Genomic DNA, 24846 nt, shown 5'->3' with positions numbered 1-24846 from the left:
TACCCTCCAAAATCAATGATTCGCCTTGATCCCTCGACCGCTAGCTCCTCTGCGCCTCCCTCCGTTCCGGCTTGGGCGATCACAAGTGCCGGCGCGCCGAGCGACGGCGACGCCGCTTTCCGGGCTGGCGCCGCCCTGGGTGTCCTCGACACGCTCGCCCGCGCGCAGCCTGCCTGGTCCGGCGTTTGGCGGCAGCGGCTGGCGCTCGATTGCGCCGCCGCCAGCATGCGGCTCGCCGGCCGCGCCGAGGACGCGGCCGCCTTGCGAGACGCTTGGTATCTGCGCCAGGCCGGGGCCCACCCCGGACCCGCCGGCACCATCTTTGGCGCCTGGCGGCAGTTGGCCGGGCAGCCGCCCGTCGCTACGCCTGACCGGCTCGTGAAGATACTCGACCAGCTTGGCTTCCATTGGGATGTCGAGGCGCTGGCCGCGCTTAGTGAACACATCGACGACCTGGCGCGATCGGAGTGGCCGGCGCCGTTCGCCGCCGCGGCGATCGCCTCTCGCGTCGTCGCCATGCGTCCCAATGCCGAGCTTTTGGCCTGGTGGCTCGCCGACCTGGTATTGGCGCAAAGCCTGCGCTGGCCGCGGCCGCTGCCGCTCCTGATGGCGCAGGCCTTTGGCCCGTCCTTCCGCGCCGAGGCCGGCGGCGGCAAGCGCATCCGACCCGCGGAGAGAGATTTTGAGCGCGCGGTCTGCGTGGCCTTTGTTCAGGCGGCGGCGCAGGCCTGCCGGCTGGCAGACGAGTTGTCGCGCCGCGCCGAAAAACTCCTGGCGGTGGCGCCGAAATTGCGCGCCAAGGGCGCCGGCGAGGTGATCTTCCTGCTGCTCAACGAAGACGCTGTCTCAGGATCGCTGACGACGAAGGATCTGTCGCGCTTTGCATCGCGGCGGCTGTTCGAGCGGCTGCAGCAACTGGAAGCCGTGCGCGAGCTCTCCGGCCGTCCCACCTTCCGGCTGTTCGGGTTGTAGCGATGAGCGAAGCCTTTGCCCGCCACAAGCCGAACGATCAGCCGGCGCTGCTTGACACCGAGCTCGATCACCTGCCGCCAGAACTGCGCTGGCGTGAGTGGATGGGCCGGGTGGAGGCGGTGATCTTTGCGGCAAATGAACCGGTGCCGCGCGAGGTGCTGGCGCGCGTCGTCAGCAAAAGCTGCAATCTCGACCTGGTCATCGACGACATCCGCGCCGAGCTCGCAGGCCGCCCCTACGAGCTCGTGTCCGTTGCCGGCGGCTGGCAGCACCGGACTAAAAAGGCCTTTGGAGACATCATCCACGCCGCCTTCGGCACCGCCGGGAAGGCGACAAAAGAACTGTCGCAGTCGGAGGCGCTCGTGCTGATGTGCATTGCCTATTTCCAGCCGATCACGCGTGGCGAGCTGTCTGCCTTCTTCGGCAAGGAGGTGTCGCGCGATCTGATCGGCGTGCTACGGGGACAGGAGCTGATCGCCTCGGGGCCGCGGAGCCCGAAGCCCGGAGCCCCCTACACCTATGTGACGACGAAGACTTTCTTGTCGCAGTTCGGGCTCGAGACGCTGCGCCAGCTGCCGGATTTCGAGGCGCTCGAGGACGCCGGGCTGCTGTCGAAGGAAAAGCTGCTTGCTGGCGACATCATGTCGGAACTGGTCGGCGACCGAGAGGGGCCTGATTAACAACGGGCGAATAGTTTCCGATCGAGGCTTCGCTTAGCGACCAGGACTTCCCGCGCCTATTTCACGGGTTCGGATTGGATCGTCTCTATGGCAGCCACGAGGGCTGGAGTAGCCTCCTCGTCGATGGAAATGATTCCTTCCAGCTTTTTTGCCGATTAGCTGCGGGGTAGCGCCTGAGTTGTCGAACAACCAAGTTTGATCAGCCTGCTCTAGAAACCAGGGCATCTGCGCAAGCGATTTTGTGTAGCGCTGCACGATCTTGTGTTCCGGAACTGCATGACCGCTTTTCTTGATCTGTAGCCGAACACGTTCAACGGTAAGCTGCGGCGTGGCCAAAAGCACGTAGATGAGCCGGACCTCGAAGCAGAGGCTCTACGCCAGGCTAACCAGACGTCGGTACTTGTCGGTTGACAGCACTGTTTCTACGCCGACTGTTTGATGGGCGCGGACCGAGGCCTCGAGGCAGTTTTCAATGCGCCGGACAGCTTCAAGATTGGCCGCGTCGAGTTCCAACCCTCAACATCTCGTATCCGCGCGGCAAGCAAATCCGGGTTTATGATCCAGACGGAACGACCGAAGGCTTCGATGTCGGCATCCTAGGCCTCCTGTCGGCGCCAGGGGATGATCCGGGCAAGGCTGAACCCCCGGGACACCGGCGAATGGATTATTCGGGTGGCTGATCGGACGCGCCATGGAAGAAAGTTTGAATTTCTTCCATGTCGATATTGCCATCGCCATTGTTGTCGACAGCGTTGAATATCCGTCCAACCAAATCTTGAACCTCGTTCTGCGACAGCGCGCCATCGCCATTGGCGTCCATTATCGCAAACATCATGCGCATCCCTGCGCCATGCATCATCCTGGCTCCCATAACATGACGGCCTTCCCTCATGCTGCGCCCTTCAGGCGGACCCTCTCGGAAGTCGCGGTGCCATCGGCCGCCGCCGCTCCGTTCTGCTTGGGTGTTGCGGTCCTCTTGCATTCTTTCCTGCATCATTTCACGCATCATCTGACGCATCATTTCGCGCATGGAGCCCTGGGTCTGGGCGTTTCCCGGAGATTGTTCGGCTCCCTGCTGCTGTGCCGGTGCAGCTGGTGTGGGTGTCCCGTTCATCTGTGCCAGCGCTGGCGAGGCCAACAGTGTCACCATCACGGTAGCGGCCATAGTTGCGGTTGCTGGTCTCATTATGTCCTCCTTGGACGATGGATACGCCGAACGTGTCGGCATCAATCCAAACCCGCTGCTCTTCTCATGGTTCCTCTGAGGTCAGCCGATGACTGTCGCGTAGAACAAGCATGTGCAATTAGGCGCGCCGGCGCGAAGCCGGGCGCGGAACGGACCATTCCCTGTGAGCGACCTCTTGAAAGTACGGCGGCGAATTAGGCCGTAGACTCATAAGCGCGCAGCCAGAGCCGCATTGAGGCGAGCTGGACCATGGCGAGGAAGTTGGTGGCGAGCTTGTCATAGCGAGTGGCGACGCGGCGGAAGTGCTTCAGCTTGGAGAAGAAGCGCTCGATCAGATTACGCTTGCGGTAGAGCCGCTTACTGAAGCAGGGCTTCCATCGCCTATTGCTCTTCGGGGGAATGTTGGGCGTGGCGCCTTGCTGCTGGATCAGATCGCGGATGCGATCGGCGTCATAGGCCTTGTCCGCCAGCACGATGGTGCGGGGGCCAAGATGGTCAAGCAGCATGTCGGCGATCTGCCCATCATGCGCCTGTCCTGCCGTCAGCCCGAGCCGGATCGGGAGCCCCTGCGCGTCGACTACGACATGAATCTTGGTTGTGAGCCCGCCGCGCGATCGACCGAGGCAGTTATCAGCACCCCCTTTTTTGCCGTCGCAGCCTGCTGGTGGGCCCGGACGGAGGTGCTGTCGATCATCTGAATCTCGCCATCATGAGCTTTGGTAATGTCAGCCATGAGGCGGTCCCACACACCTGCTTTCCGCCATCGGACAAAGCGGTTGTAGCAGGTGGTGCGTGGACCGTATCGCTCTGGCAGGTCGCGCCATGGCGCACCGGATCGCAGCACCCAGAAGATGCCGTTGAGCACCCGCCGGTCATCGACGCGCGGCACTCCTCGCGGCTTGTTGGGCAACAGCGGCTCGATCACGCGCCACTCGAAGTCGGTCAGGTCATATCGGCTCATGCGGAGCCTGAATCAGATTGCGCCGCAATATAAAAGCCGCCAGTCGGAAACGACCCATTGCGGTCGTTCAAATTCTATTTTCGACTTTGATCAGTTTTCAGCACTTTGGGGGTAAGATTGATGGCATGTCCGGCGGTTTATGGCGGATAGGCGTGATTTCTGACTTTTGCTCAAATCCCGGCCCCAATCCTAGGCCAAGTCATGTCGCGCTTAATTGTGTTTTGGCGAGAGGGCTCTACCAGTGATGCACGGCGGCAGAAACACCGTCATTGTCGCAATGGCGCTGCTAGCGGTCTGGTTGTACAGCGGGCGGCTTCTCGGCTTCCGAAGCTGGGAATGGCACCAGAAGCTTGTTCTGGAGGTTGACACTCCGACGGGCACCAAAACAGGCGGGAGTACCGTTGCAATCCACGCCAGCACTGATCCGAAATGGGTCCCGATTTCGGCTGCGGACGGCATCCGCAGCGAGGTCAAAGGTGAAGCGTCCTTCGTAGAGATTAGTCCTGGGAAGTACCTTTTCGCCACTGTTGACTCTAACTCTCCCGCAGAGCGGGCAGCATTTACCTTTCCGGCAAAAAAGGGGGTTAATGCGTATGATCAATTGGATGCCATTGAGCGAGTACGGGAAGCGCGAACTGTTTGGCGCGGAAAATATCCAGACCTTTTTACATTTTTGAATAATTCTGATCCGAGCTCTGTAGAAAAAGTTGATCCTAATAATCTTGAAGCTTCATTTGGTCCTGGCGTATTCCTAAAGCGTATTACTTTGGAGATTACAAACGAGCCAGTAACAGACGGGGCGATAGGAAAGATCCTAGCGTGGCTTCCTGATTACTACAAAACGCAATTCGACGGGAGTCAGGGAATTGTTTATGTGGGAAAGTATGAAAGCCCAGCCAATTCTCTGAGCTCCGGGGCATTTAAGACACCGTGAGATCGATCCATCGCCAATTTTGAGCAGAAAGGTTAGCCGGATATGACGCCGGATTTATTTAACCTATTGCTTTCCATGGATGCCTACAATCGTGGCTATGCTGAAGGCATGACCGGTCTCGGTGGAGTTGGATCGCAGATAGGCGATGCGACGGTGGTACAACAGAGCGATACGGCAAGGCTCTCGGCGCCGAGGGCCGGGAGCGCTTCTGTCAAACAGACCGGTCGATCGCGGCCAACAAGGCTGATTTCGCTGCGATTTCGCGACCGGCGGTCTGGCAGGCGGCAAGCCAGGGGCGGACACGCGGGGTTTCTGGCTGTGGCATCAAACCCCGTTCCTGAGACTAGGCCAAGCCACGGCGCGCCAAATGCTGAATTGGCGAGAGAGTTCTGTCCATGATACGCGGCGGCAGAAATATCGCCATTGTCGCGTTGGCAGTTCTTGCTGTCTGGTTCCTCGGCGGAAGGCTGCTCGGCTTCCGAAGCTGGGAATGGCACCAGAAGCTTGTTCTGGAGGTTGATACGCCGACCGGCGCCAAAACAGGCGGGAGTACTGTTGTAATTCATGCCAGCACCGAACCGAAATGGATCCCGATTTCGGCGGCGGGCGGCATCCAAAGCTATGTCAAAGGGGAGTCGGCTTTTGTCGAGGTGTCACCTGGTAAGTATCTATTTGCGATATTGGACTACGCGTCCGGCACGGATCGTGCATTCTCCACGTTCCCGGAGGTAGGACCGAATGGCTACCACCGCGCCAGCGCAATGGAGACGTTCCGCGGGACACGTGTCGTGGCCCGAAACAAGTATCCGGATTTTGTCACGTTCGACGATATCTCTAATCCAAAGTCGATAAAGAGAGTCGATCCTGACAACCTATCGGCGACGTTTGGACCTGGCGTAGTACTCAAACAGGTTACCCTGACGATCACAGGTGAGGCAGTGACCGATGGCGCGATCGAAAAGGTCCTGCCCTGGCTTGCTGACTTCTACACAGTGCGTTTGGTTGACCCCAGCCAGCGAACCCAAAACCCGCCTGACCTTCTGATTCGATCCATAACTTCCGGTGCCTTCAAAACAAAGGGCTAAGGCTATTACCCGACATCCACCCGATGACCGGCTTGTCCCTTCTGATCGCCAGTAGCGGACAGGCCGTTGTCCACCCCATCTCGTTCATTCCGCATTTATGAGTTCACGGCCTAGTCATCGCCTATCTGTGGCGGCCGACCCGCCATTGGGCGGGAAGCCGCGACACGTTGATGATGCGGGGCCGCCGCTGATATCGAGTAGCACCAGCGACATTGATATCGTTGTTGCGAATATTGAAGCTGGAGTGCGATCTTTGCTTTTGGCGGGGCGAGGGCCCTCAGGAGAGTGTCTCGATATTGTGTTACTGTCTCGGGCTATCGGATGACGGGATCAGCCCCGCGCTAGCCAAAACGTGCGAACCGCCGCGCGAACCTCCTGCACCCGTCCAACCAAAAGATGTCCGCCAGTGTTGTAGATGACCAGCTTGGCACCGGGAATCTTGCGTGCTGCGAACTCAGCTGCCGGCAGCGTGTTAAACAGGTCGTCGCGCGCGGAGATGATCATTGTCGGCGCTGTGATTTCTTCCAACGGCAGTTCATGTAACTCGGGGGCGCTATCGATATTGATTCCAACAAAGCGCAGCGACAACGGCTCAACGCTCCTGACGAAGTTCATGATGCGGTGCCGCTCGGCCTGAGGCGCAGCCGCTACCAGCGCCGGTCGAACGCCGAGGAAGCGAACGAGCACTGAAGGCGCGATCTTCTCGGTCGCCCACCAAGCGAAATCGCCGCCGGCGTTGACGGCCCAGTACGCGAACCTGTTGCCGCGGCCCACTTCGATCGAGATCGGACTGGTGGGCGAATAAAGGGCTGGAACGATCAGGATGAGAGCGGCTCCCTTGTCGGGGTGCCGGAGTGTCAACTCGACAGCGGAACGCGCACCTGCCGAAACGCCGACAACCACCGCTTTGGGAACATTCAGTTTGGAAAGCAACGCCGCGTGCGCATCGGCCTGCGCGGCTGGCGAGGGGTCTTGCGGAACGGGCGTGCGCAGATAGCCGAAGCGTGACGGCGCGATGACCCGAAAGCCCTCACCCACAAGATCGGCAGCAAGGGCAAGGCCTTGGTCAAAGCCGCCGCCTCCGCCGTGGATCGATAGGAGCGGAATGCCCGCACCGCCATCGGCGTATTCGATCGGACCCATGTCGAAGTTGGCGACAAGACTGCTTCGGCTGGCGGCGTCGCGCTTAGGACCAAGCTCGGTCCTGTAAAGCAAGAAAACCACACCGGCCGCCGCCGCCATGGCGATGAACATGGTCAGCAGGAAACCTCCCGTACGACTCGTTGCAAAAAAGCCCACAAAAGGACGGGTGAATATTGACCTGTCTTGCCTGGAAACAAGTTGATTTGCCTCAATTCCCTTGAGCACGCGCCGGTGATAGGCGCCGCTGCGGGACGAGATCGGCGCCGATTACGGCAACATCTCTCCCGGTCAGGTCCAGTGGCCTGGTTAGATCAACCGATGCCGCGCCTTAGATTCGTTTGCCCGTCGCTTCGTGCCATTGGTGTCGTCGGCTTTAGCTCGCTGCGCCGCGTCGCTTTGAGCCCGATCTGAGTTCTTCTTCCTTCCGCTAGCGCCACCTTCATTCTCCCATCTTTCGATTGCCCTCCGTTCGAGCACCTTTCGCGTCTTAAGCACGTCGAACTCAATGCCGACGCCAGCCGATAGAGCTTCACTCGCGATGGCGTCGGCAAGATCGGCGTCGGAGATTTCCAGTTCTGGAAAGATCTGTCTTATTGCTGCCAGGGCCTCTGAGAGAGCAATTGGTTTCAGGTCTCTTTGGACCTGGTTGAGGAAGGCGTTAATTGCAACGAGCACTTCAGGCTGAATCCGGAGGGTCGGGTCCGCGCTATTCATGGCGATTCTCCCTGGCAGTCGTCTTAACGGTGCATATGCGTCGATAGTTCCCCCACGCGCGCAGGCACCAGCTTTCGCGGGCATGAGTGATTGACCGCATTCACCGCCCGCGCTGCCAAGCCGGCCTCAACAAGAGCCAGGCAGCGCACAAACTCAAACGCGCAGTCTTCTTCTATGAGCGTAGCGAACTCGGCGACCGGTCGTTCGAAAGTACTTGCCGCTCGTTTGAGTTCTGTGACCGCCCAGTCGAAATAGACCGTGTTCCAGTGGACGACCGCGCCGACAGGCATTCCGCTCATCGTGCTCCAATCTTATCGCAAACGGTGCCAGCACCTGCCGGCCTTCGGGTGTCGCCAGTGCCTGCTCGGCACCGATCTGGCGAAACAAGCTGTCGAACGCGATGCCGATTAGCTCCGTCGCGGTGAATGAAGGATGCGTTCTCACTATCCGATGCGCGATGTCCATCAGACCGACACGCACATCCGCAATGTTCGCGCGCAAACTCCTCTGGGACGTGCCGTGATCGTGCATCGGTTGGAAATCCTGTTGCCAGAAGGCTGACCTTCCCTCCCGCCGCCTCTCGGACAAGGACTGGGACCAGCTCAAGCGCGAGATCAAGGACCGAGTGGTCAAGGTCGTGGCATTGGACTTGCCGACTTTGCACATGATGCTGAAGACCGAGGACGCCTTCACCGGGCGGATGTTCGATGCGATCAATGGGATGTTGCTCGACATGCTCGCCGCCATCGCCCGCAAGGACTACGACGACCCGCGTCGCAGGCAGGCTCAGGGAATCGCAACGGCGAAGGCCGAGGGGCGCGTGAGGGGCCGGCCCGAGGCCACCATCATAGCCATGCTTCGGAAGGGCCAGAGTTGGAACACCATCCTGAGGGCGACAAACTGCCTATAACGAGCCGCGGGGGCAGCGGGCTCGCTCGCGGTGGCTGCCGGGCCTAGCCGACTTGGGGCTTTTTTCGGGGCTAGCCGACTATGCTTTCGTCGGCCCACGCTCATCGTCAGTGGCGGCCTCGCCTCGGCTGGGGTGTTGCCTGGCATCACGTTTTAAACCCTGCGCAGCTTTGATCACGGCCTTGCGGCTGTTGCCGTGTTTTAGGATCAACTCCCAGACCAGGTCCGCAGCCAAACCGTTCTCCGAAGCGAAACTTTCGACCTGATGGTCGTGAATAGCATCATGCCAGGCCTTATAGCCGCCCATTTGGTCTCCGCTCTAGGCGCCGCACGGCAAAGGTATGCGCTCTTGCTAATATAAGGAACATGCGAACGAAGGACGGTCCTTGCGAGGACGCATGCCGGCGCCGTTTTAGCGACAAAGCCGGCTCTCCACACGATCACCGGTGGAATATACGGGGTTTGAATAGCTGAAAAGGACCGCGCGGGCTCCTAAAGCTGCGAGACTGGGTTAACGTTCTTTTTTGGCCACCCGGGCGCTTGGGCCTGGAACAGGTCAACCTTTGTGGGCCGGCAAACGTGTCTTTCCACCCGTCGACACGCGTTTGCAAGGGAACGAGATTGGCGCCTACCAATCAGTCGAAGCTCAGCAGGTCGCCTCCCGCGGTGCCTTTGATCCATAAAATCGCCATGCTGACAGGTGCTGGGACGCGCTGGAGCATTTTTCGACCGAGTCGGGCGTCTCCCGAGGTCGATCCCGGATTGCATGCGCGCTCCTTCACGGGAAGGGAACCACAATGCATTCCGGCAGTTAAATAGGGGGATGAGCCGATTGGCAGCCTGTCGAGGCAAGGCATCATGCGCGAGAATCAATCAGACGTCTTCGATCTGTTTTCGGAGATTTATTCCAACGCGGCCCAGGAAGAGATCAGCCTCCAGCAATATCTGTTAGCCTGCCGCGAGGACAAGTCCATGTATGCCTCGGCCCCGGAACGCATGGTCGAGGCAATCGGCGATCCAAACCTGGTTGATACCAGCAAGGACGAGCGGCTCGGCCGCATTTTCTCCAACCGCACCGTCAAAGTGTATCCCTCCTTTTCCGACTTCTACGGAATGGAAGACACGATCGAGCGCATTGCCGGATATTTCCGCTACGCCTCGCAAGGCCTCGAGGAGCGCAAGCAGATCCTCTACCTTCTAGGCCCGGTCGGCGGCGGCAAATCCTCGCTCGCCGAACGGCTGAAGAAGCTAATGGAGCAGCGCCCGATCTACACGCTCAAGGTCGGCAACCAGATCAGCCCGGTCTTCGAATCGCCGCTCGGCCTTTTCCATCCCGACCGCATGGGCGATCTGCTGGAAGACAAATACGGCATAGCTCGCCGCCGCCTGAACGGACTGATCTCGCCCTGGGCGGCCAAGCGTCTGGACGAACTGTCCGGCGACATCTCCAAATTCAGCGTCGTCAAGCTGTTGCCGTCACGGCTCCGCCAGATTTCCATAGCCAAGACGGAGCCCGGCGATGAGAACAATCAGGACGTCTCGGCGCTGGTCGGCAAGGTTGACATCAGGCAGTTGGAGAACTTCAGCCAGTCCGATCCGGATGCCTATTCCTACAGCGGCGGCCTGAACCGGACGACGCAGGGCCTGCTCGAATTCGTCGAGATGTTCAAGGCGCCCATCAAGGTGCTGCACCCGCTGCTGACGGCGACCCAGGAAGGCAGCTACAACGGCACCGAGAATTTCGGCGCCTTCCCCTACCAGGGCATCGTCGTTGCCCATTCCAACGAATCGGAATGGCAGCAATTCAAGAACAACAAGAACAATGAGGCCTTCCTCGACCGCATTCTCGTGGTCAAGGTTCCCTATTGCCTTCGCGTCACCGAAGAAAGGCAAATCTACGAGAAGCTGCTGCGCGAAAGCGAGCTGGCGAACAGCCCCTGCGCGCCCGAAGTGCTGGACATTCTCAGCCGCTTCACCGTCTCGACCCGCCTTGCCAAGCACGAAAATTCGCCGCTCTACACCAAGATGCGCGCCTATAACGGCGAGAACCTCAAGGAGATCGACCCGAAGGCGAAGTCGGTCCAGGAATATCGCGATGCCGCCGGCGTCGACGAAGGCATGACCGGCGTCAGCACGCGCTTCGCCTTCAAGATCCTGTCGCAGACCTTCAACTACGACACCAAGGAGGTCGCCGCCGACCCCGTGCATCTGATGTACATCCTCGAGGAGGCGATCAAGCGCGAGCAATTCCCGAAGGAGACGGAAGCCGCCTATCTCGAGTTCATCAAGTCGGAACTCGCAACGCGCTATGCCGAGTTCATCGGTCACGAGATCCAGAAAGCGTATCTGGAATCCTATGGCGAATACGGTCAAAACCTTTTTGACCGCTACATCGCCTACGCCGATGCCTGGATCGAGGATCAGGACTACAAGGATTCCGATACGGGGCAGATCCTCAATCGCGACGTCCTGGACAAGGAATTGTCGCAGGTCGAAAAACCCGCCGGCATCGCCAATCCCAAGGACTTCCGCAACGAAGTGGTCAAATTCACCTTGCGCGCCCGCGCGCGCAACAATGGCCGCAACCCGTCCTGGACGAGTTATGAAAAGCTTCGCGAGGTCATCGAGAAGCGCATGTTCGGCCAAGTCGAGGACCTTCTGCCGGTGATCAGCTTCGGCTCCAAGCAGGACAGCGTCACGGAGAAGCGGCACAACGAATTCGTGCAGCGGATGGTGGAGCGCGGCTATACGCAGCGGCAGGTCCGCCGGCTGGTCGACTGGTACATGCGCGTGAACAAGGCGGGTTGAGCGACGCCCGAACGGTGCCATGCCGATCTTCATCGACCGCCGCCTGAATCCGAAGGACAAGAGCCTTGGCAATCGCCAGCGCTTTCTAAGACGCGCGCGCGAAGAGCTCAAGCGCAGCATCCGCGACAAGGTCCGCGCCGGCGGCATCGCCGAACTTGACCGCGAGCATGTGGTGCCGATCCCTCGCAAAGGCACCGGCGAACCGACCTTCGGCGACGACAAGGAAAGCGGCCGGCGTCAGCACATCCTGCCCGGCAACCGGACATTCAGCTCTGGTGATCTTATCCCCAAGCCGGGCGGCGGCGGAGGCTACGGTTCGGCCGCGGGAACCACCGAATCCGAAGACGACTTTCGTTTCGTGCTGTCGCGCGAGGAAGTGCTCGACCTTTTCTTCGAGGATCTAGAGCTACCCGATCTGGTCAAGCTCAACCTCAAGCAGGTACTGAGCTTCAAGCCGAGACGGGCAGGTTTCGCGGCAAGCGGGGCGCCGACCAACATAAATGTCGGACGCACGATGCGAAACAGCCACGGGCGGCGCATCGCGCTCAGGCGCCCCAAACAGGCGGAGCTCGACGCGATCGCCCGCCAGATTGCCGAGCTGGAAGCCAAGCCGGCAAGCGCCCTAGTGCGCGAACGCATCGCCGCCCTGCGCGAGGCGCTTGACCGGCTCGAGCGCCGGCGCAAGCGAATTGCCTATGTCGATCCGGTCGACATCCGTTTCAATCGCTTCGATCCCCAGCCTCTGCCCAATGCGAACGCGGTCATGTTCTGCCTGATGGACGTCTCGGGATCGATGGGAGAGCGCGAGAAGGATCTGGCCAAACGCTTCTTTGTGCTACTGCACCTCTTCCTGACACGGCGCTATGAACGCACCGACATTGTCTTTATTCGCCACACCCATTTGGCCAAGGAGGTGGACGAACATACCTTCTTCTACCACACTGAAAGCGGCGGCACCGTCGTCTCCACCGCGCTTGAGGAAATGCACCGCATCATCGAGCAGCGCTATCCCGTCGCCGAATGGAACATCTATGCCGCCCAGGCCTCCGACGGCGACAACTTCGCCGGCGACTCCGAGCGCTGCATAGAGCTGCTCGACCGCAAGCTTATGCGGCTTTGCCAATATTTCGCCTATGTGGAAATCATCGACGAGCGGGAAAGTCACATTTTCGGCGCGACCGAGAACGGGACATCGCTCTGGCGCGCCTATAACGCCGTCGACGGCAAATGGCCGAACTTCCAGATGAGGCGCATTGCCGCCCCGGCCGACATTTATCCGGTTTTCCGCCAGCTCTTCGCCAGGCAGCCTGATCTACGCAAGAGCGCGTGAGGGACTTCGGAAATGGTCAGTCAGGCGCGCAAGTCCGAACTGCTGTTTTCCGGGTCGGACTGGAATTTTGCGAAACTGGCGCGAGTCTACGACGAGATCGAGGCGCTGGGCCTCGAAAAGCTTGGTCTCGACATCTATCCGGTTCAGATGGAGGTCATCTCTTCCGAGCAGATGCTCGACGCCTATTCATCGGTGGGCATGCCGCTGATGTATCGGCATTGGTCGTTCGGCAAACGTTTCCTCTACGACGAACTTCTCTACCGCAAGGGCGCTCGCGGCTTGGCCCACGAACTGGTCATCAATTCCAGTCCCTGCATCGTCTACTTGATGGAAGAGAACACCATGGCTCTGCAGGCCCTGGTGATCGCGCACGCAGCGCTGGGCCACAACCATTTCTTCAAGAACAATCATCTCTTCCGCCAATGGACGGATGCTGGCGGCATCCTGAGCTATCTCGATTTTGCCAAGAGCTACATAGCCCGATGTGAGGAACGGCACGGCCTGACCGCAGTGGAGGCGATTTTGGATTCCGCCCACGCGCTGATGGAGCAAGGCGTCTTCCGTTACCGGCGGCCGCCGAAGCTGTCATCGGAACAGCAGCGCGAAGGGCTGCGCGAGCGCCTCGAATACGAGGAGCGTTCCTTCAACGATCTCTTGCGAACGCTGCCGCCCTCGCCGGGAAAAAGCAAGCCGGAAGCCACCGACGAAATCCTTGCAGAGCGGAAGAAATCGCTCAAACTTCCCGAGGAAAACCTGCTCTATTTCCTCGAGAAGAACAGCCTCGTTCTTGAGCCCTGGCAGCGCGAGATAATCCGGATCGTTCGCATCATTGCGCAGTATTTTTATCCGCAGCAGCAAACCCAGGTGATGAACGAAGGCTGCGCCACTTTCGTGCATTACACGCTCATGAACACGCTTTTCGACCGTTGCCGCATCAGCGAAGGCGCCATGCTCGAGATCTTGCGCAACCACTCGAACGCCGTCTTCCAGCCGGCCTATGACGACCCGCGCTATTCCCGCATCAATCCCTATGCGCTGGGTCTGGACATGATGCAGGATATCCAGCGCATCTCCACCGCGCCGACCGCAGAGGACCGCGACTGGTTCCCAGACATAGCCGGCCGCGGCGACTGGCGCGATACTTTGCTCGATGCCTGGGCCAACCACCGCGACGAATCCTTCGTCCGCCAATATCTGAGCCCGACGCTCATCCGGAAGTGGCGGCTATTCATGCTGGCCGACAGCGCCGACGAGCCGCACTACGAAGTGGCCTCGATCCACAACGAGCGTGGCTACGCCAAGATACGGTCAGCGCTCGCTCAAAGCTACGACGTGGGGGCGAGCCGGCCCGACATCCAAGTGATTGACGTCGATCTCCTGGGCGATCGGCGTCTGAGGCTTCAGCACACGGTAAAGAATGGCATCATGCTCGAGGGCGCAAGCCGCGACGCGACCTTGCGCCATATCCGAAACCTTTGGGGCTACGAGGTCAGCATGGTGGCACTGGATGCTGAAACCGGTGCGATGCTCAGCGAACGCTCGACAAAGGAAATTTGAGATCAGAGGCCGCCACTCGCCGGCCGGCCATCCCCTGAACATCCGAACAGACTTATGTGACGACGAAGACTTTTCTGCAGCAGTTCGGGGCTCGACACGCTGGGCCCAGCTGCCGGATTTCGAGGCGCTCGAGGACGGTGGACTGCTCCCGAAGGAGAGCTGCTGGCCGGGGATATTCCGGCTGGGCTGGCCAATAGGGAGGGGCGAGAATAATGTCGTTGAGGCACAGGTGTCGTGAGCGGAGCGTTGTTGCCGCATCATTATTCGGGCGGCGGACACTCGAGGTAGAGAGAAACTTGCCCGAGTTGGGGGCGGGCTTGGTCCGTCGAAAACGGACCGCGCCCGCGCAATTCTGGTCCCGTGCGACCGGCCACACGCCTGGCGGAGCCTACTCACTTGCTTCCCGGCCAGACATCTCTTCTACGAGAATCCGGAAGAAGACGTGTGGCAAGCTATCTGACACGGGTGGGATCACAGGCTTGAGCGCACCGGGCTCCCACCAGTCCCCGTGCTTGCTCAACACTGACCATGCGTGATCGCGCTGAAGCTTGTGACCGATCTGGTCAGGCAGTTCTTCGAAGCGGCCGTCGACAATCACGCTTTTCCATCCGCGTCCCTGGGTGTGTTCGACAACGTGGGCGCACACCGAGGGGTTGGCACGCATCCAGTCGATCTTCTTGCCCGGTAAAGAGAACGCGTAGAGGTGACTGTCGGCGTAGGCGTAGTTGAAGCAGACGACGTAGGGTTGTCCGTCCTTAGCGCATGCCAAATGGCCGACACGATTGGCAGCCAGCAATTTCGTGCATTCCAAAGTAGAGAGCGTGCGGACCAGCATGATGCGACCCTCTATCCTGTTACATTTCACACCCTTGGCAGCTGAGCTCGCTATGACGTGGATCAAATTGCGCTAACTGAGCCGACATGCCTTTGCCGTGCTAACCAATCCTGTCGAGGGAGGCGAAGTGCAATGCTTGGTATGATCGCCACCTGCATGACATTCTAAGGCTTCCGGGACTGGTTTCGGCCCATCGCTTCCCATTGAGCCCCGAGCAAAACCGCGGCGACACCTTATCGATACCTAGTGCTCGACGAGATCGAGACGAACAATCTGGCGGAGACTATCTGTGAGCTGAAAATAAGGACGGCCGCGATGAGATTCCGGCCACTATGGGCACGGGACAGTTGTGTGCTGGCGAGCTTCTTCGAACCTATCGGACCGTCGGTGAGCGCGGCGTTGAAGAGCACGAAAGGCTAGCCAGCAGTTGGCGCAAGCTTCGCCCTCGCAAGGTCGTGCCAGGAACAAGGGCGCGCTACTGCTGGGAGCTTTAAGCGTTGCGCCGGCAGCACTCGGAACCTCTCAGCTGCCGCCGTCTACACCGCCGCTGCTTCCACCCGCTTGGCTAAAGACAACTGTACCGTCAGGTTTGCGAACTTCCACCGCCACGACGCCATCATCCTGCTGTCGAGCGGCGAACGACGCCTGGGCGTGCTCCCTGGCCTCTTTCTCTGCATCCAAGGGCGTCATTTCAACTACGCCCTGCTTATCGTACCAAATCACTGTGTAGACCATTGTTACAACGCTCCCAGTCCGCCGAACGCCAAACTATGCGCCCTGTCGCTGGGCCGGTCTATAGCGGGCCGCTGTCAGTTGGGGTCCGTTTCGCTCTGGCGGAGCCTGGGACGAAGCCCTCGCATCCGATGGCCCGGTCGTCCTCGAGGTCAAGACCGATCCCGAAGTGCCGCCACTCCCCCGCACTTCACTTTTGAGCAATCAGGAACCTGGCCTGGTCCCTCGCCAAGCGCGGCGCCGAAGAGATGGCGTCATCCGTGGAACCGTCCGACAGGTGCCAAGTTCTATATTGCCGGGCAAGACTGACTGGCCGGCGATTGGACGTTCGGCACGTCCACGAATGAGGTCGTGACGCGCCAGTGAAGCGAGGCCGAACGCGGGCCTCGGCTACGCGAGCGAGGCGGAAATGACGTCAAAGACACGGTCCCCAACCATCCGACCATATGAGGGACCCGCTGGCGGCTGGGGGTCGGCGAAGTCCGTCGCAGCGATTATCGCGAGAGAACATGTCCTCTTGCGGGACCCAAAGCTCCTTTCGACCCAGAACAAGCCTGAAGGGTATATGTGCGTCAGCTGCGCCTGGGCAAAGCCCGCTCAGCCACATCCGCTTGAGTTCTGCGAAAATGGCGCCAAGGCCACAGCGTGGGAGACGACGTCGCGTCGAGCCGGTCCGGCATTTTTTGCCAATCACACGCTGAGCGAACTGGAGACCTGGTCCGATCACGACCTGGAGGAACAAGGCCGCTTGACGCATCCCATGCGTTGGGATGCAGCCAGCGACAAATACATTCCGGTCGCCTGGTCCGATGCCTTTGATGAGATTGGGAGAGAGTTGCGTTCCCTCGATCCTCATCAGGTTGATCTCTACACATCCGGCCGTGCCTCGCTTGAGACCAGCTACATGTACCAGCTGTTCGCGCGCATGTACGGCAGCAACAATTTGCCTGACAGCTCCAACATGTGTCACGAGGGTTCCTCCGTGGCGCTCCCGGAAAGCATCGGTTCATCCGTCGGGACGGCGATCCTGTCCGATTTTGAGAACACCGACTGCATTTTCTACATCGCGCAGAACGTCGGAACCTCGTCGCCTCGGATGCTTCATGATCTCCAGGATGCCGTCAACCGGGGCGTCAAGATCGTCACCTTCAACCTGCTGCGCGAACGGGGCCTGGAGCGCTTTGTCAATCCGCAGTCGCCACAGATGCTGACCGGGAAAGAGACAAAGATCTCGTCGGAATATTATCAGGTCAGGAGCGGGGGCGATATCGCGGCACTGTTCGGGGTATGCAAGGCGCTAATTGAAGCTGACGATGCCCTCAAGGCATCAGGCGCAAGCCGCGTGGCGGGGCAGGATGGGAAGCCGAAGGACCAGGACAATGCCGCGATGGTCGCCTTTGCGGCCTCGATGGCCTCGGCAGACAACAAGCACGTGCTCGATCACGATTTTATCCATGAACACACCACTGGTTTTGAGGAATTTGCTCAGGCCGCGCGAGCCCATCAGTGGGACGAACTCGAACGCGTCTCGGGGCTGAGCCGCGCGGAGATGATGCAGGCTGCCACGACCTACGCGAACGCCAGCGCCGTGATGATGGTTTACGGCATGGGCCTGACGCAGCACCTCATGGGTGTCGAGAACGTTCACATGGTCTGCAACCTGGCGCTGCTGCGCGGCAATATCGGCAAGCCCGGAGCAAATATCTGCGCCGTGCGGGGCCATTCCAACGTGCAGGGCCAGCGCACCGTCGGGATCACCGAGAAACCCGGGCTGGCGCCGCTGGACAAGCTTTCCCAGCTCTACGGCTTTGAGCCGCCGACATGGACGGGCCGCTCGACGGTCGAAACCTGCGAAGCGATTGTCAACGGCCAGTGCCGCGCGTTCATCAGCCTGGGCGGGAATTTCCTGAAAGCCATACCCGACACGGCCGCAATGGAAGAGGGATGGCGCAAGCTGCATCTGAGCGTGCAGATCGCGACAAAGCTCAATCGCAGCCATGTTCTGCACGGTGAGGTCGCCTATCTGCTGCCGTGCCTTGGGCGCATTGAAGTCGATCAGCAGGCAAGCGGTCCCCAGGCGGTGTCGATTGAAAGTTCCATTGCTCATTTCCATGGCTCTCGCGGCAAGGCAAAACCGGCCGGCGCCGAGCTTCTCTCCGAACCTGCCATCGTTGCTGGCATCGCGAAGGCTACGCTCGGAGAAACGAAGGTTCCGTGGGACGCCTGGGTCGGGAACTATGCGCAGATACGAGACGCCATCGAGCGCACGTACCCGGAGACGTTCAAGGACTTCAACAAGCGGCTTTTTCAACCTGGCGGATTTGCCAGGCCTGTGCCCGCGCGAGAACGCAAGTGGGTGACGAAAACGGGAAAGGCCAACTTCATCACGCCGCACAGATTGTTTCCGGAGTTCTCCACATCGGGGAGAGCCGACGTCCTGCATCTTTCGACACTGCGATCCAACGACCAGTTCAACACCACGATCTACGGCTACAGCGATCGATTTCGGGGCGTTGAAGGCACCCGTCGGGTCGTGTTCATGAACGGCGAGGATATTAGCCGGCTGGGCTTCGTCGATGGCGAGCACATCGACGTGACGACGGCGATCGACGATAACAACATTCGCAAAGTCACTAACCTGAGGATCGTGCAGTACAACATTCCGAAGGGATGCTGTGCGGCGTATTACCCCGAGGCAAACCCGCTATTCCCTTTCGCTCACCATGACCCGAAGGCAAAAACACCTTCCTATAAACTTCTGCCAGTGCGCCTTACCCGATCGAGCATTAATCCCGATGGCTAACCAACTTATGGGCTGAGGGCCCCTTGAAAGACACAAGAAACCCAAACCGGGCATTCGTGGCGGCCGCGTTTCTGCTGATCGGTGTCGGTGCCTGGTTGGGCTGGTTTCGGCAGGCCAGGGAGCTTCGCACGGATCCCCCCGTTGCGGCCGATCTCGATCAATTTCGGCTCATGCCCAATGCGATTAGCGGAACACCGCCAGAGAGTTATTTTGCGCAGGGCAAGCTTTATGAAACGGACGCTTATAATCTGAGCCAAGGCAAGCGCCTTTACGCCTGGTTCGGGTGCTCGACATGCCATGGAGATGGGCGCGGCGGTGTCGGCCCCTCCTTCCTTGACGGCTGGTGGCTGTATGGTCCTGAAATGGTCTCCATCGTCGCCTCGATCCGTGATGGCCGCCCGCATGGCATGCCCGCCTTTCACGACCGCATGACCATCGAGCAGATCTGGCAGCTTGCGGGTTATGTCCAGACGATCGGCTCCTATACCCCGAAGACAGCGGCGCCTAGCCGCAACGATGACAAGCAGACCCGCCCGGCCGAGAACCGCGGCCCTGCGAAGATTCTCTTCGATGAGGGCCCGGCGGGTGTCCATCCAGATCAGGGACCTTCGCCGTGAGAGCCCCTCGCATTGGTCTGTTGTCGACTGGTGTTCTGGTGTCAGGCTGCAGTGGTAGCCAGTCTGCGCTTAACCCCTACGGGGCTCCCGCCGTCCATGTCGAGCATCTGATCGTCGGGATAGTTGTCCTGTCCGGAGTGATCTGGTTGCTGGTGATGGTCATGCTTGCCCTGGCGCTCAGGCGGGGGCGTCGGGCCGAGACGGAAGGCCAGACATCCGAAGGTCGGCTCACAATGACAGTCTCGGCCGCAGTCGCGGTGACGGTGGCCATTATCGCCGGCATGACAATCGCCAGCTTCTACACCACCCGCAGCATGGGGGTCCCGCAAAGTGCTGCCCTGACGATCACCGTGAGAGCACAGCAATGGTGGTGGCAGGTCATCTACGCCGGTTCCGACGGCACGCCCACCTTCCAGACCGCCAACGAAATCCATATCCCCGTCGGTCAAGATGTCCGGCTTCAGCTTGAAAGCACGGACGTCATCCATTCGTTCTGGGTTCCCAGTCTGGCCGGGAAGCAGGATCTCGTTCCGGGTCGACCAAACGATTTGCTGCTTCGGGCGGAAAAGCCTGGCATCTATCGCGGGCAATGCGCCGAATTCTGCGGCCTGCAGCATAGTCATATGGCGGTTATGGTCGTCGCGGAGGCTCCGGCCGATTACGCGCGCTGGATCACATCACAGCGCGCCGATGCGAAGATGCCGGCCGATCCCGATGCCGCCTCGGGGCAGGCGGCCTTTCTGGCAAAGCCCTGTGCGGCCTGCCATACGATCCGAGGAACGCAAGCCACCGGTACGACGGGACCCGACCTCACGCATATCGGCAGTCGTCAGACAATCGCCGCCGGATTGCTGGAGACCACGCGCGGTTCGCTGGCGGCCTGGATTGCAGACCCGCAGACGCTGAAGCCGGGGAACAATATGCCGATGGTCCCGCTGACCAGCATCGAGCTCCAGAATATCTGCGCCTATATGGATAGTCTCAAATGAGTGCAGCAGCGGATCGCGAAGGGGTTCGGGACACCGGGATGGAAGCCGGCGAACTCGATCGTCGACTTGCCGCGACCTGGTCAACACCCCCTGGCCTGTGGGGTGCCCTGTCGACGGTCGATCATAAGATTATCGGCCGCCGATACACCGTCACGGCGTTTGTCTTCCTGGCACTTGGCGGAGTGCTGGCTTTGCTGATGCGGCTGCAGCTGGCGCAACCCGAAGCCCGGTTCATCGGGCCCGATCGCTACAACCAGATTTTCACCATGCACGGCTCGAACATGATGTTCCTGTTCGCCGTGCCGGTCATGCAGGCGATGGCGATCTACCTCGTGCCCTTGATGGTGGGGACCCGACACATCGCATTCCCGCGCCTCAACGCGTTCTCCTACTGGATGTACCTTGCCGGCGGCCTGCTGTTGTGGATCGCCTTCGCCGTCGATACCGGTCCGGACATTGGATGGTTCGCCTACGTACCGCTGTCGGGGCCTCAATATGCAGCCGGGAAGCGGGCCGACATATGGGCCCAGATGATCACCTTTACCGAGGTTTCCGCTCTCGCCATCGCCGTCGAAATCGTCGTCACCGTATTCAAGCAACGCGCCCCGGGAATGTCACTGGACAGGATTCCGCTGTTCGTCTGGTCGATGCTGGTCACGTCCTTCCTGGTCATCCTCGCCATGCCGGCGATCATGATCGCCAGCACCAGCCTGATCCTCGATCGGCTCGTGGGGACGCATTTCTTCAACCCGGCCGAAGGCGGTGACGTGCTGCTGTGGCAGCATCTGTTCTGGTTCTTCGGCCACCCTGAGGTCTATATCATCTTCCTGCCGGCGGTGGGCATGGTCTCGAGCATCGTCGCCACATTCACACAGCGTCCGGTGTTCGGCTATCTGGCCATGGTGATGGCCTTGATCGCGACGGGCGTTCTCGCCTTCGGGCTGTGGGTGCATCATATGTTCGTGGCCGGCCTCCCGCGGCTGGGCGAAAGCTTCTTCACCGCCTCAAGCATGGCGATCGCCGTTCCCGCAGGCCTGCAAATCTTCTGCTGGCTGGCGACGATCTGGGCCGGACGGCCAATCTTCAAGACGCCGTTTTTGTTCGTCATCGGGTTCATCGTCGTGTTCGTCATTGGTGGGCTGACCGGTGTGATGGTGGCATCGGTTCCGTTCGATACCCAGGTTCACGACACCTATTTCGTCGTCGCGCATTTCCACTACGTCCTGGTCGGTGGCGCCGTGTTTCCCCTGCTGGGCGCGATCTATTACTGGTTTCCGAAACTGACGGGCCGAATGATGAGCGAGACGCTTGGCCGCTGGTCGTTTGGCCTCATCTTCTCGGGTTTCAATCTGACTTTCTTCCCCATGCACATTCTCGGCCTGCAAGGCATGCCGCGGCGCATCTACACCTATCAGCCGGAGATGCCGTGGTCCGGCCTGAACATGTTCATCAGTCTCAGCGGGATCGTTCTGGCCGCCGGTTTCCTGCTGTTCTTCATCGACGCCATACGCAGCGCCAGATCAGGTCCCATCGCACCAGCCAATCCGTGGGGGGCCTCGACGCTGGAGTGGGCGACGTCTTCGCCACCGCCGTCCTATAATTTCGCGCGGCTGCCTGTCGTCGAAAGCCTAGAGCCCTTGTCGGACAGATCGGACCCACTTGGTACCGTCGAGGGTCTGCACACGGACCGGCGCGAACTGCTTATCACCAGTGTCGTGGAAGCGCGTGCGGAAGCGCGTGAATCATCGGTCGGGAATTCGATTTGGCCGCTCCTGGCGGCGCTCGCTACGTCAGCAATGCTGATTTGGTCGATCTTTACCCCATGGGCCGTGGTCTGGGGCTCCATACCGATTGCAGTCGCACTCATTGGCTGGTTCTGGCCAAAGGGCGACCCGGAGGATGAGTCATGAAGCATGTGCCCAAGCCGCTGATTTGCTAGCTACTCGTCGGCCGGATGTCGCAGTTCTGGACGTACTCCTTAGCGACGGCCAATGCGTCGATGTAGCGAAGAAACTTCATGCAGATGACGTTCCCTTCGTTGTGCATTCGGCTTTGGCACGGACAGAGGTCGACGACGCTTTCCGATCGGGTACGTTCCTAGCCAAGCCAGCGGGGATTCTCGATATCGTCGGTGCGGTCACGAAATTGGCCGCCGGGGACCAACGAGGGAACAATTTAAGCGAGCGATAATTTCATAGGTCAGTTAGCCAAGGGAGGGCTATCTTGACCGCATGGGAACGAGACACACGGTTCGACATACCCTTGGACGTTTGACCCGTGGGTCGTCGTGCCGCTTGCTGTACTTGCCATACTGTACGGCGTGGGTGTCATAAGGTTGACCTGGCGGATCAGGAGACCGGGCATCATGTCGATCCGGGTCTTGCCGTACTGCGCCGGCATGCTGGCGTTGGCAGGTGCGCTGCTTTCGCCGCTTCATTGGCTTGGCGAACACCTCTTTACCTTCCATATGATCGAGCACGAGATTGTCATGGCCGTGGCGGCCCCCTTGATCGTGCTGGCGCGGCCGGTGGGTCTTCTGCTTTGGGGATTGCCCGGGAGAACACGTCACGCCGCTGGCTTGGTGATGCGTATGGCCGTTGTCCGCAGGGCATGGGACTGGTGTACTGGCGCCACCAACGCGACCATCATTCACGGCGTCGCCATCTGGGCCTGGCACGTGCCCGTCCTGTTCGACGCCGCCGTGACCGACACGTCCCTGCACCGCCTCCAGCATCTGAGCTTCTTCGCGACGGCGATACTGTTCTGGTGGGCAATTGTCTGGCGAAGTGATTATGGCCATCGCACGATTGAGTGCCAAATGAAGTTGCGCGGAGGTGCCAAACGAATTTGCGCGCTACAGCACGGTGGAACTCGACGCTCCGCCGCTTTCTGAACGTCGCCCGATACTAAGGCCCACACAGGCACGACCAATCCCGAATATCGCAACCATCGTCTGGTCAAAGTCGTGGAACCCAATAAAGGCACACGTACATCGGCAACCACGTCAGCACCACAAAGTTCCAGTACATCGCATTGTCGGCCACATCGCCAAACCGCCGTGCATTGTCGCCATGGCGCGTGAACATCAGGCTGGTCAGCACGACAGTCTCACCGAGGTCGGTCAGGATCGACACCAGCGATGGAAGCCGCTAGAAGCGCGGCACAAATAGCAACCGTCCACGGAAAATTCTGCCGGCAATCCATGTACGGCGTGATTTGTCCAAGCTGCGTGGTGACCGCCCAAGCGGCAGGCGCATGATCTCGCTGTTGCGACGAGATATCCGACTTCCGCCAGCGAGACCTCCAGGTCCCAACTGATCAACTCTTCGTCTTCAAGTACAAGCACAAGGGGCGCCGGTATCATAGAGATAGAGGTAGCTTGTCGCGGGAAGGGGTCAAGACCCTCTGGTTTCTTTCACCGCCGCTTTATTGTCGTCTGTCTCATGGACATCTGCACGGACGCATCGCGCCGCCTGTTTTCGCCTCGGAGCTAGCGCACACGCGCCTTGAAACCGGGCTTGAGCTATTCCACTTCCGGGCCCGTGACCGCTTCCGGGACCCTCGGGCCGTCTACCTATTTCGCATTTGTTTGGTAAGCGCGATGGGGGCAGGGCCGAGCATATTTGCCGTCGCAGGGGACGGAAATCATGCATCCGGGATGTCGATCAAAAAAATAGAATCTGCCCTCTTGAACCGGATTTCGGGTTTTCCCAAATCGTTCTGCGTCGGGGCTTCGGCCCGACAGATTGGGCGTCGCAGAGACGCTGCGACGCTGCTTGTAACCCATGTTGCTTTACGGAGGATATGGCTATGAGAAGCTTCGATTATACCCCTCTCTACCGCTCGACGGTCGGCTTCGACCGTCTCTTCGACATGCTCGACAATGGCGTGCGGTCGGAGTGGCCGCCCTACAACATCGAAAAGCTCGGCCCCGACGACTACCGCATTACGATGGCGATCGCCGGGTTCAGTACGGACGAAGTCGAGCTCACCCAGCACGGCCCCGAGCTGATTGTCACCGGCCAGAAAAAGCCGGAGGAGGGCAACCGCCAGATTCTCCACCAGGGATTGGCCATCGGCAATTTCAGGCAGGCTTTTAAGCTGGCCGATCATGTCAAGGTAGCACGCGCCACGCTCGAGAATGGCCTGCTTTCGGTTGACCTGGTGCGCGAGATTCCTGAGGAGCTCAAGCCTCGCCGCATTGCCATCGGCTCGACCGGCAGCGCCGCGTCAGGGGACGAGACGGCGAAGAGCAAGCACATCAGCCAGGATACGGATCGGCAGCGCAGCGCCGCCTGAATTCCACGCGAACCTCAAAGCTGCGATTTGCCTCCCGGCAGGGTCCGGGAGGCACGGATTGCGGAGAAACGGAGATGACAGGCTTTATTGGCTTTCCAGACACAAGTCTCGGGACGCAGATCGATCTCCGCTATTCCAGCAGCCCGATGAAATCCTCAACGATCCGGCAATGAGCCGTGCGGAGAAGCGGGCGCTGCTGGCTTCCTGGGCATCCGACGCCCGCGCGGTTCCTGGCCGGCCTCGTTGCGTCAGCTGGAAGACGGCTCCCGCATCGAAGTGGATGAGATTCTCC

Annotated in this window: 22 protein-coding genes and 1 pseudogene; 14 read left to right on the top strand and 9 right to left on the bottom strand. The window is 60.0% G+C overall.

The features are described 5' to 3' along the window. The first annotated feature begins 15 nt into the window (after positions 1-15). Both MAFF_RS00635 and scpB read left to right on the top strand, forming a co-directional pair. Positions 16-972 (top strand): DUF1403 family protein, encoded by a 957-nt coding sequence (locus MAFF_RS00635; RefSeq protein WP_010916139.1) that lies wholly within the window; start codon positions 16-18, stop codon positions 970-972. 2 nt (positions 973-974) lie between these two features. Further along, positions 975-1652: an SMC-Scp complex subunit ScpB gene (scpB, locus tag MAFF_RS00630; RefSeq protein ID WP_010916140.1), complete on the top strand. Its 678-nt coding sequence runs from the start codon at positions 975-977 to the stop codon at positions 1650-1652. 664 nt (positions 1653-2316) lie between these two features. On the opposite strand, the gene MAFF_RS36825 is transcribed toward scpB, so the two are convergent. Beyond that, positions 2317-2838 carry an EF-hand domain-containing protein gene (locus MAFF_RS36825; RefSeq protein WP_044547279.1) on the bottom strand — a complete coding sequence of 174 codons (522 nt, stop codon included), beginning with the start codon at positions 2836-2838 and terminating at the stop codon, positions 2317-2319. 194 nt (positions 2839-3032) lie between these two features. Next, a protein-coding gene (locus MAFF_RS37300) for an IS5 family transposase (RefSeq protein WP_157865845.1) occupies positions 3033-3799 on the bottom strand; the annotation gives its coding sequence in 2 pieces (ribosomal slippage) (positions 3033-3475 and positions 3475-3799; 768 coding nt in all). A gap of 244 nt (positions 3800-4043) precedes the next feature. Between MAFF_RS37300 and MAFF_RS37295 the strand changes: the two genes are divergently transcribed. Both MAFF_RS37295 and MAFF_RS00610 read left to right on the top strand, forming a co-directional pair. Continuing rightward, positions 4044-4733: a hypothetical protein gene (locus MAFF_RS37295; RefSeq protein ID WP_010916144.1), complete on the top strand. Its 690-nt coding sequence runs from the start codon at positions 4044-4046 to the stop codon at positions 4731-4733. Positions 4734-5128: 395 nt separating this feature from the next. Beyond that, positions 5129-5818 (top strand): hypothetical protein, encoded by a 690-nt coding sequence (locus MAFF_RS00610; protein ID WP_010916145.1) that lies wholly within the window; start codon positions 5129-5131, stop codon positions 5816-5818. Positions 5819-6148: 330 nt separating this feature from the next. Here MAFF_RS00610 and MAFF_RS00605 read toward each other — a convergent pair whose 3' ends face one another. From MAFF_RS00605 to MAFF_RS38890, 3 genes are all read right to left on the bottom strand, one after another. Then, positions 6149-7072: an alpha/beta fold hydrolase gene (locus tag MAFF_RS00605; RefSeq protein WP_080511752.1), complete on the bottom strand. Its 924-nt coding sequence runs from the start codon at positions 7070-7072 to the stop codon at positions 6149-6151. Positions 7073-7267: 195 nt separating this feature from the next. Continuing rightward, positions 7268-7675, bottom strand: a complete 408-nt coding sequence (locus tag MAFF_RS00600) for a hypothetical protein (protein WP_044547277.1) — start codon at positions 7673-7675, stop codon at positions 7268-7270. 23 nt (positions 7676-7698) lie between these two features. Continuing rightward, complete coding sequence (locus MAFF_RS38890) at positions 7699-7974, bottom strand: hypothetical protein (protein WP_157865841.1); 276 nt, start codon at positions 7972-7974, stop codon at positions 7699-7701. 365 nt (positions 7975-8339) lie between these two features. Between MAFF_RS38890 and MAFF_RS00595 the strand changes: the two genes are divergently transcribed. Beyond that, positions 8340-8585, top strand: coding sequence for a resolvase (locus tag MAFF_RS00595; protein WP_244420556.1), 246 nt, complete (start codon positions 8340-8342; stop codon positions 8583-8585). 78 nt (positions 8586-8663) lie between these two features. Here the strand turns inward: MAFF_RS00595 and MAFF_RS00590 are convergent, their stop codons facing one another. Then, entirely contained in the window at positions 8664-8891 is a 228-nt protein-coding gene (locus tag MAFF_RS00590; protein WP_044547275.1) for a hypothetical protein, read from the bottom strand. 551 nt (positions 8892-9442) lie between these two features. Here MAFF_RS00590 and MAFF_RS00585 point away from each other — a divergent pair. The 3 genes from MAFF_RS00585 to MAFF_RS00575 are packed head-to-tail and all read left to right on the top strand — an operon-like array spanning position 9443 to position 14279. Continuing rightward, complete coding sequence (locus MAFF_RS00585; protein ID WP_010916148.1) at positions 9443-11392, top strand: PrkA family serine protein kinase; 1950 nt, start codon at positions 9443-9445, stop codon at positions 11390-11392. Positions 11393-11411: 19 nt separating this feature from the next. Next, entirely contained in the window at positions 11412-12722 is a 1311-nt protein-coding gene (locus tag MAFF_RS00580; protein WP_010916149.1) for a YeaH/YhbH family protein, read from the top strand. Positions 12723-12734: 12 nt separating this feature from the next. Continuing rightward, the gene (locus tag MAFF_RS00575; protein WP_010916150.1) at positions 12735-14279 is read left to right on the top strand and encodes a SpoVR family protein; all 1545 of its coding nucleotides are present in this window, start codon (positions 12735-12737) and stop codon (positions 14277-14279) included. Positions 14280-14667: 388 nt separating this feature from the next. Here the strand turns inward: MAFF_RS00575 and MAFF_RS00570 are convergent, their stop codons facing one another. Next, positions 14668-15114, bottom strand: a complete 447-nt coding sequence (locus MAFF_RS00570) for a pyridoxamine 5'-phosphate oxidase family protein (RefSeq protein WP_044547274.1) — start codon at positions 15112-15114, stop codon at positions 14668-14670. 522 nt (positions 15115-15636) lie between these two features. After that, positions 15637-15849 (bottom strand): hypothetical protein, encoded by a 213-nt coding sequence (locus tag MAFF_RS00565; protein WP_044547272.1) that lies wholly within the window; start codon positions 15847-15849, stop codon positions 15637-15639. Between the two features lie 406 nt (positions 15850-16255). Here MAFF_RS00565 and MAFF_RS00560 point away from each other — a divergent pair, with 406 nt between their 5' ends. The 5 genes from MAFF_RS00560 (at position 16256) to MAFF_RS00540 (ending at position 23148) form a co-directional block, all read left to right on the top strand. Further along, positions 16256-18649 (top strand): FdhF/YdeP family oxidoreductase, encoded by a 2394-nt coding sequence (locus MAFF_RS00560; protein ID WP_010916153.1) that lies wholly within the window; start codon positions 16256-16258, stop codon positions 18647-18649. A gap of 23 nt (positions 18650-18672) precedes the next feature. Then, positions 18673-19266, top strand: a complete 594-nt coding sequence (locus MAFF_RS00555) for a c-type cytochrome (RefSeq protein WP_425280317.1) — start codon at positions 18673-18675, stop codon at positions 19264-19266. Then, positions 19263-20255 (top strand): cytochrome c oxidase subunit II, encoded by a 993-nt coding sequence (gene coxB, locus MAFF_RS00550; protein WP_010916155.1) that lies wholly within the window; start codon positions 19263-19265, stop codon positions 20253-20255. Before MAFF_RS00555 ends, coxB begins: the two co-directional genes overlap by 4 nt. A gap of 38 nt (positions 20256-20293) precedes the next feature. Beyond that, positions 20294-22165 (top strand): cytochrome c oxidase subunit I, encoded by a 1872-nt coding sequence (gene ctaD / locus MAFF_RS00545; RefSeq protein WP_010916156.1) that lies wholly within the window; start codon positions 20294-20296, stop codon positions 22163-22165. 455 nt (positions 22166-22620) lie between these two features. Continuing rightward, positions 22621-23148: a cytochrome c oxidase assembly protein gene (locus MAFF_RS00540; protein ID WP_052292071.1), complete on the top strand. Its 528-nt coding sequence runs from the start codon at positions 22621-22623 to the stop codon at positions 23146-23148. Positions 23149-23212: 64 nt separating this feature from the next. On the opposite strand, the pseudogene MAFF_RS37285 reads toward MAFF_RS00540, so the two are convergent. Next, positions 23213-23383: pseudogene (locus MAFF_RS37285) on the bottom strand (cytochrome C oxidase subunit III); the annotation flags it as partial. Positions 23384-24065: 682 nt separating this feature from the next. On the opposite strand from MAFF_RS37285, the gene MAFF_RS00535 reads away from it, so the two are divergent. Next, positions 24066-24554, top strand: a complete 489-nt coding sequence (locus MAFF_RS00535) for an Hsp20 family protein (protein ID WP_010916159.1) — start codon at positions 24066-24068, stop codon at positions 24552-24554. Positions 24555-24846 lie beyond the last annotated feature (292 nt).

This window comes from Mesorhizobium japonicum MAFF 303099 (assembly GCF_000009625.1).
Classification (GTDB): domain Bacteria; phylum Pseudomonadota; class Alphaproteobacteria; order Rhizobiales; family Rhizobiaceae; genus Mesorhizobium; species Mesorhizobium japonicum.
Note: the sequence above shows the minus strand (reverse complement) of the source record. Positions and strands in the feature narration are given on the sequence as shown.

Bases quoted from the DNA above. Each gene is read 5' to 3' on its own strand.
- scpB (WP_010916140.1), top strand. From the start codon at position 975: ATGAGCGAAGCCTTTGCCCGCCACAAGCCGAACGATCAGCCGGCGCTG.
- MAFF_RS00595 (WP_244420556.1), top strand. From the start codon at position 8,340: ATGATGCTGAAGACCGAGGACGCCTTCACCGGGCGGATGTTCGATGCG.
- MAFF_RS00605 (WP_080511752.1), bottom strand. From the start codon at position 7,072: ATGTTCATCGCCATGGCGGCGGCGGCCGGTGTGGTTTTCTTGCTTTAC.
- MAFF_RS37295 (WP_010916144.1), top strand. From the start codon at position 4,044: ATGCACGGCGGCAGAAACACCGTCATTGTCGCAATGGCGCTGCTAGCG.
- MAFF_RS38890 (WP_157865841.1), bottom strand. From the start codon at position 7,974: ATGAGCGGAATGCCTGTCGGCGCGGTCGTCCACTGGAACACGGTCTAT.
- MAFF_RS00560 (WP_010916153.1), top strand. From the start codon at position 16,256: ATGACGTCAAAGACACGGTCCCCAACCATCCGACCATATGAGGGACCC.
- MAFF_RS00590 (WP_044547275.1), bottom strand. From the start codon at position 8,891: ATGGGCGGCTATAAGGCCTGGCATGATGCTATTCACGACCATCAGGTC.
- MAFF_RS36825 (WP_044547279.1), bottom strand. From the start codon at position 2,838: ATGAGACCAGCAACCGCAACTATGGCCGCTACCGTGATGGTGACACTG.
- MAFF_RS00580 (WP_010916149.1), top strand. From the start codon at position 11,412: ATGCCGATCTTCATCGACCGCCGCCTGAATCCGAAGGACAAGAGCCTT.
- MAFF_RS00570 (WP_044547274.1), bottom strand. From the start codon at position 15,114: ATGCTGGTCCGCACGCTCTCTACTTTGGAATGCACGAAATTGCTGGCT.
- MAFF_RS00575 (WP_010916150.1), top strand. From the start codon at position 12,735: ATGGTCAGTCAGGCGCGCAAGTCCGAACTGCTGTTTTCCGGGTCGGAC.
- MAFF_RS00635 (WP_010916139.1), top strand. From the start codon at position 16: ATGATTCGCCTTGATCCCTCGACCGCTAGCTCCTCTGCGCCTCCCTCC.
- MAFF_RS00535 (WP_010916159.1), top strand. From the start codon at position 24,066: ATGAGAAGCTTCGATTATACCCCTCTCTACCGCTCGACGGTCGGCTTC.
- MAFF_RS00540 (WP_052292071.1), top strand. From the start codon at position 22,621: ATGTCGATCCGGGTCTTGCCGTACTGCGCCGGCATGCTGGCGTTGGCA.
- MAFF_RS00600 (WP_044547277.1), bottom strand. From the start codon at position 7,675: ATGAATAGCGCGGACCCGACCCTCCGGATTCAGCCTGAAGTGCTCGTT.
- MAFF_RS00610 (WP_010916145.1), top strand. From the start codon at position 5,129: ATGATACGCGGCGGCAGAAATATCGCCATTGTCGCGTTGGCAGTTCTT.
- MAFF_RS00585 (WP_010916148.1), top strand. From the start codon at position 9,443: ATGCGCGAGAATCAATCAGACGTCTTCGATCTGTTTTCGGAGATTTAT.
- MAFF_RS00565 (WP_044547272.1), bottom strand. From the start codon at position 15,849: ATGGTCTACACAGTGATTTGGTACGATAAGCAGGGCGTAGTTGAAATG.
- ctaD (WP_010916156.1), top strand. From the start codon at position 20,294: ATGGAAGCCGGCGAACTCGATCGTCGACTTGCCGCGACCTGGTCAACA.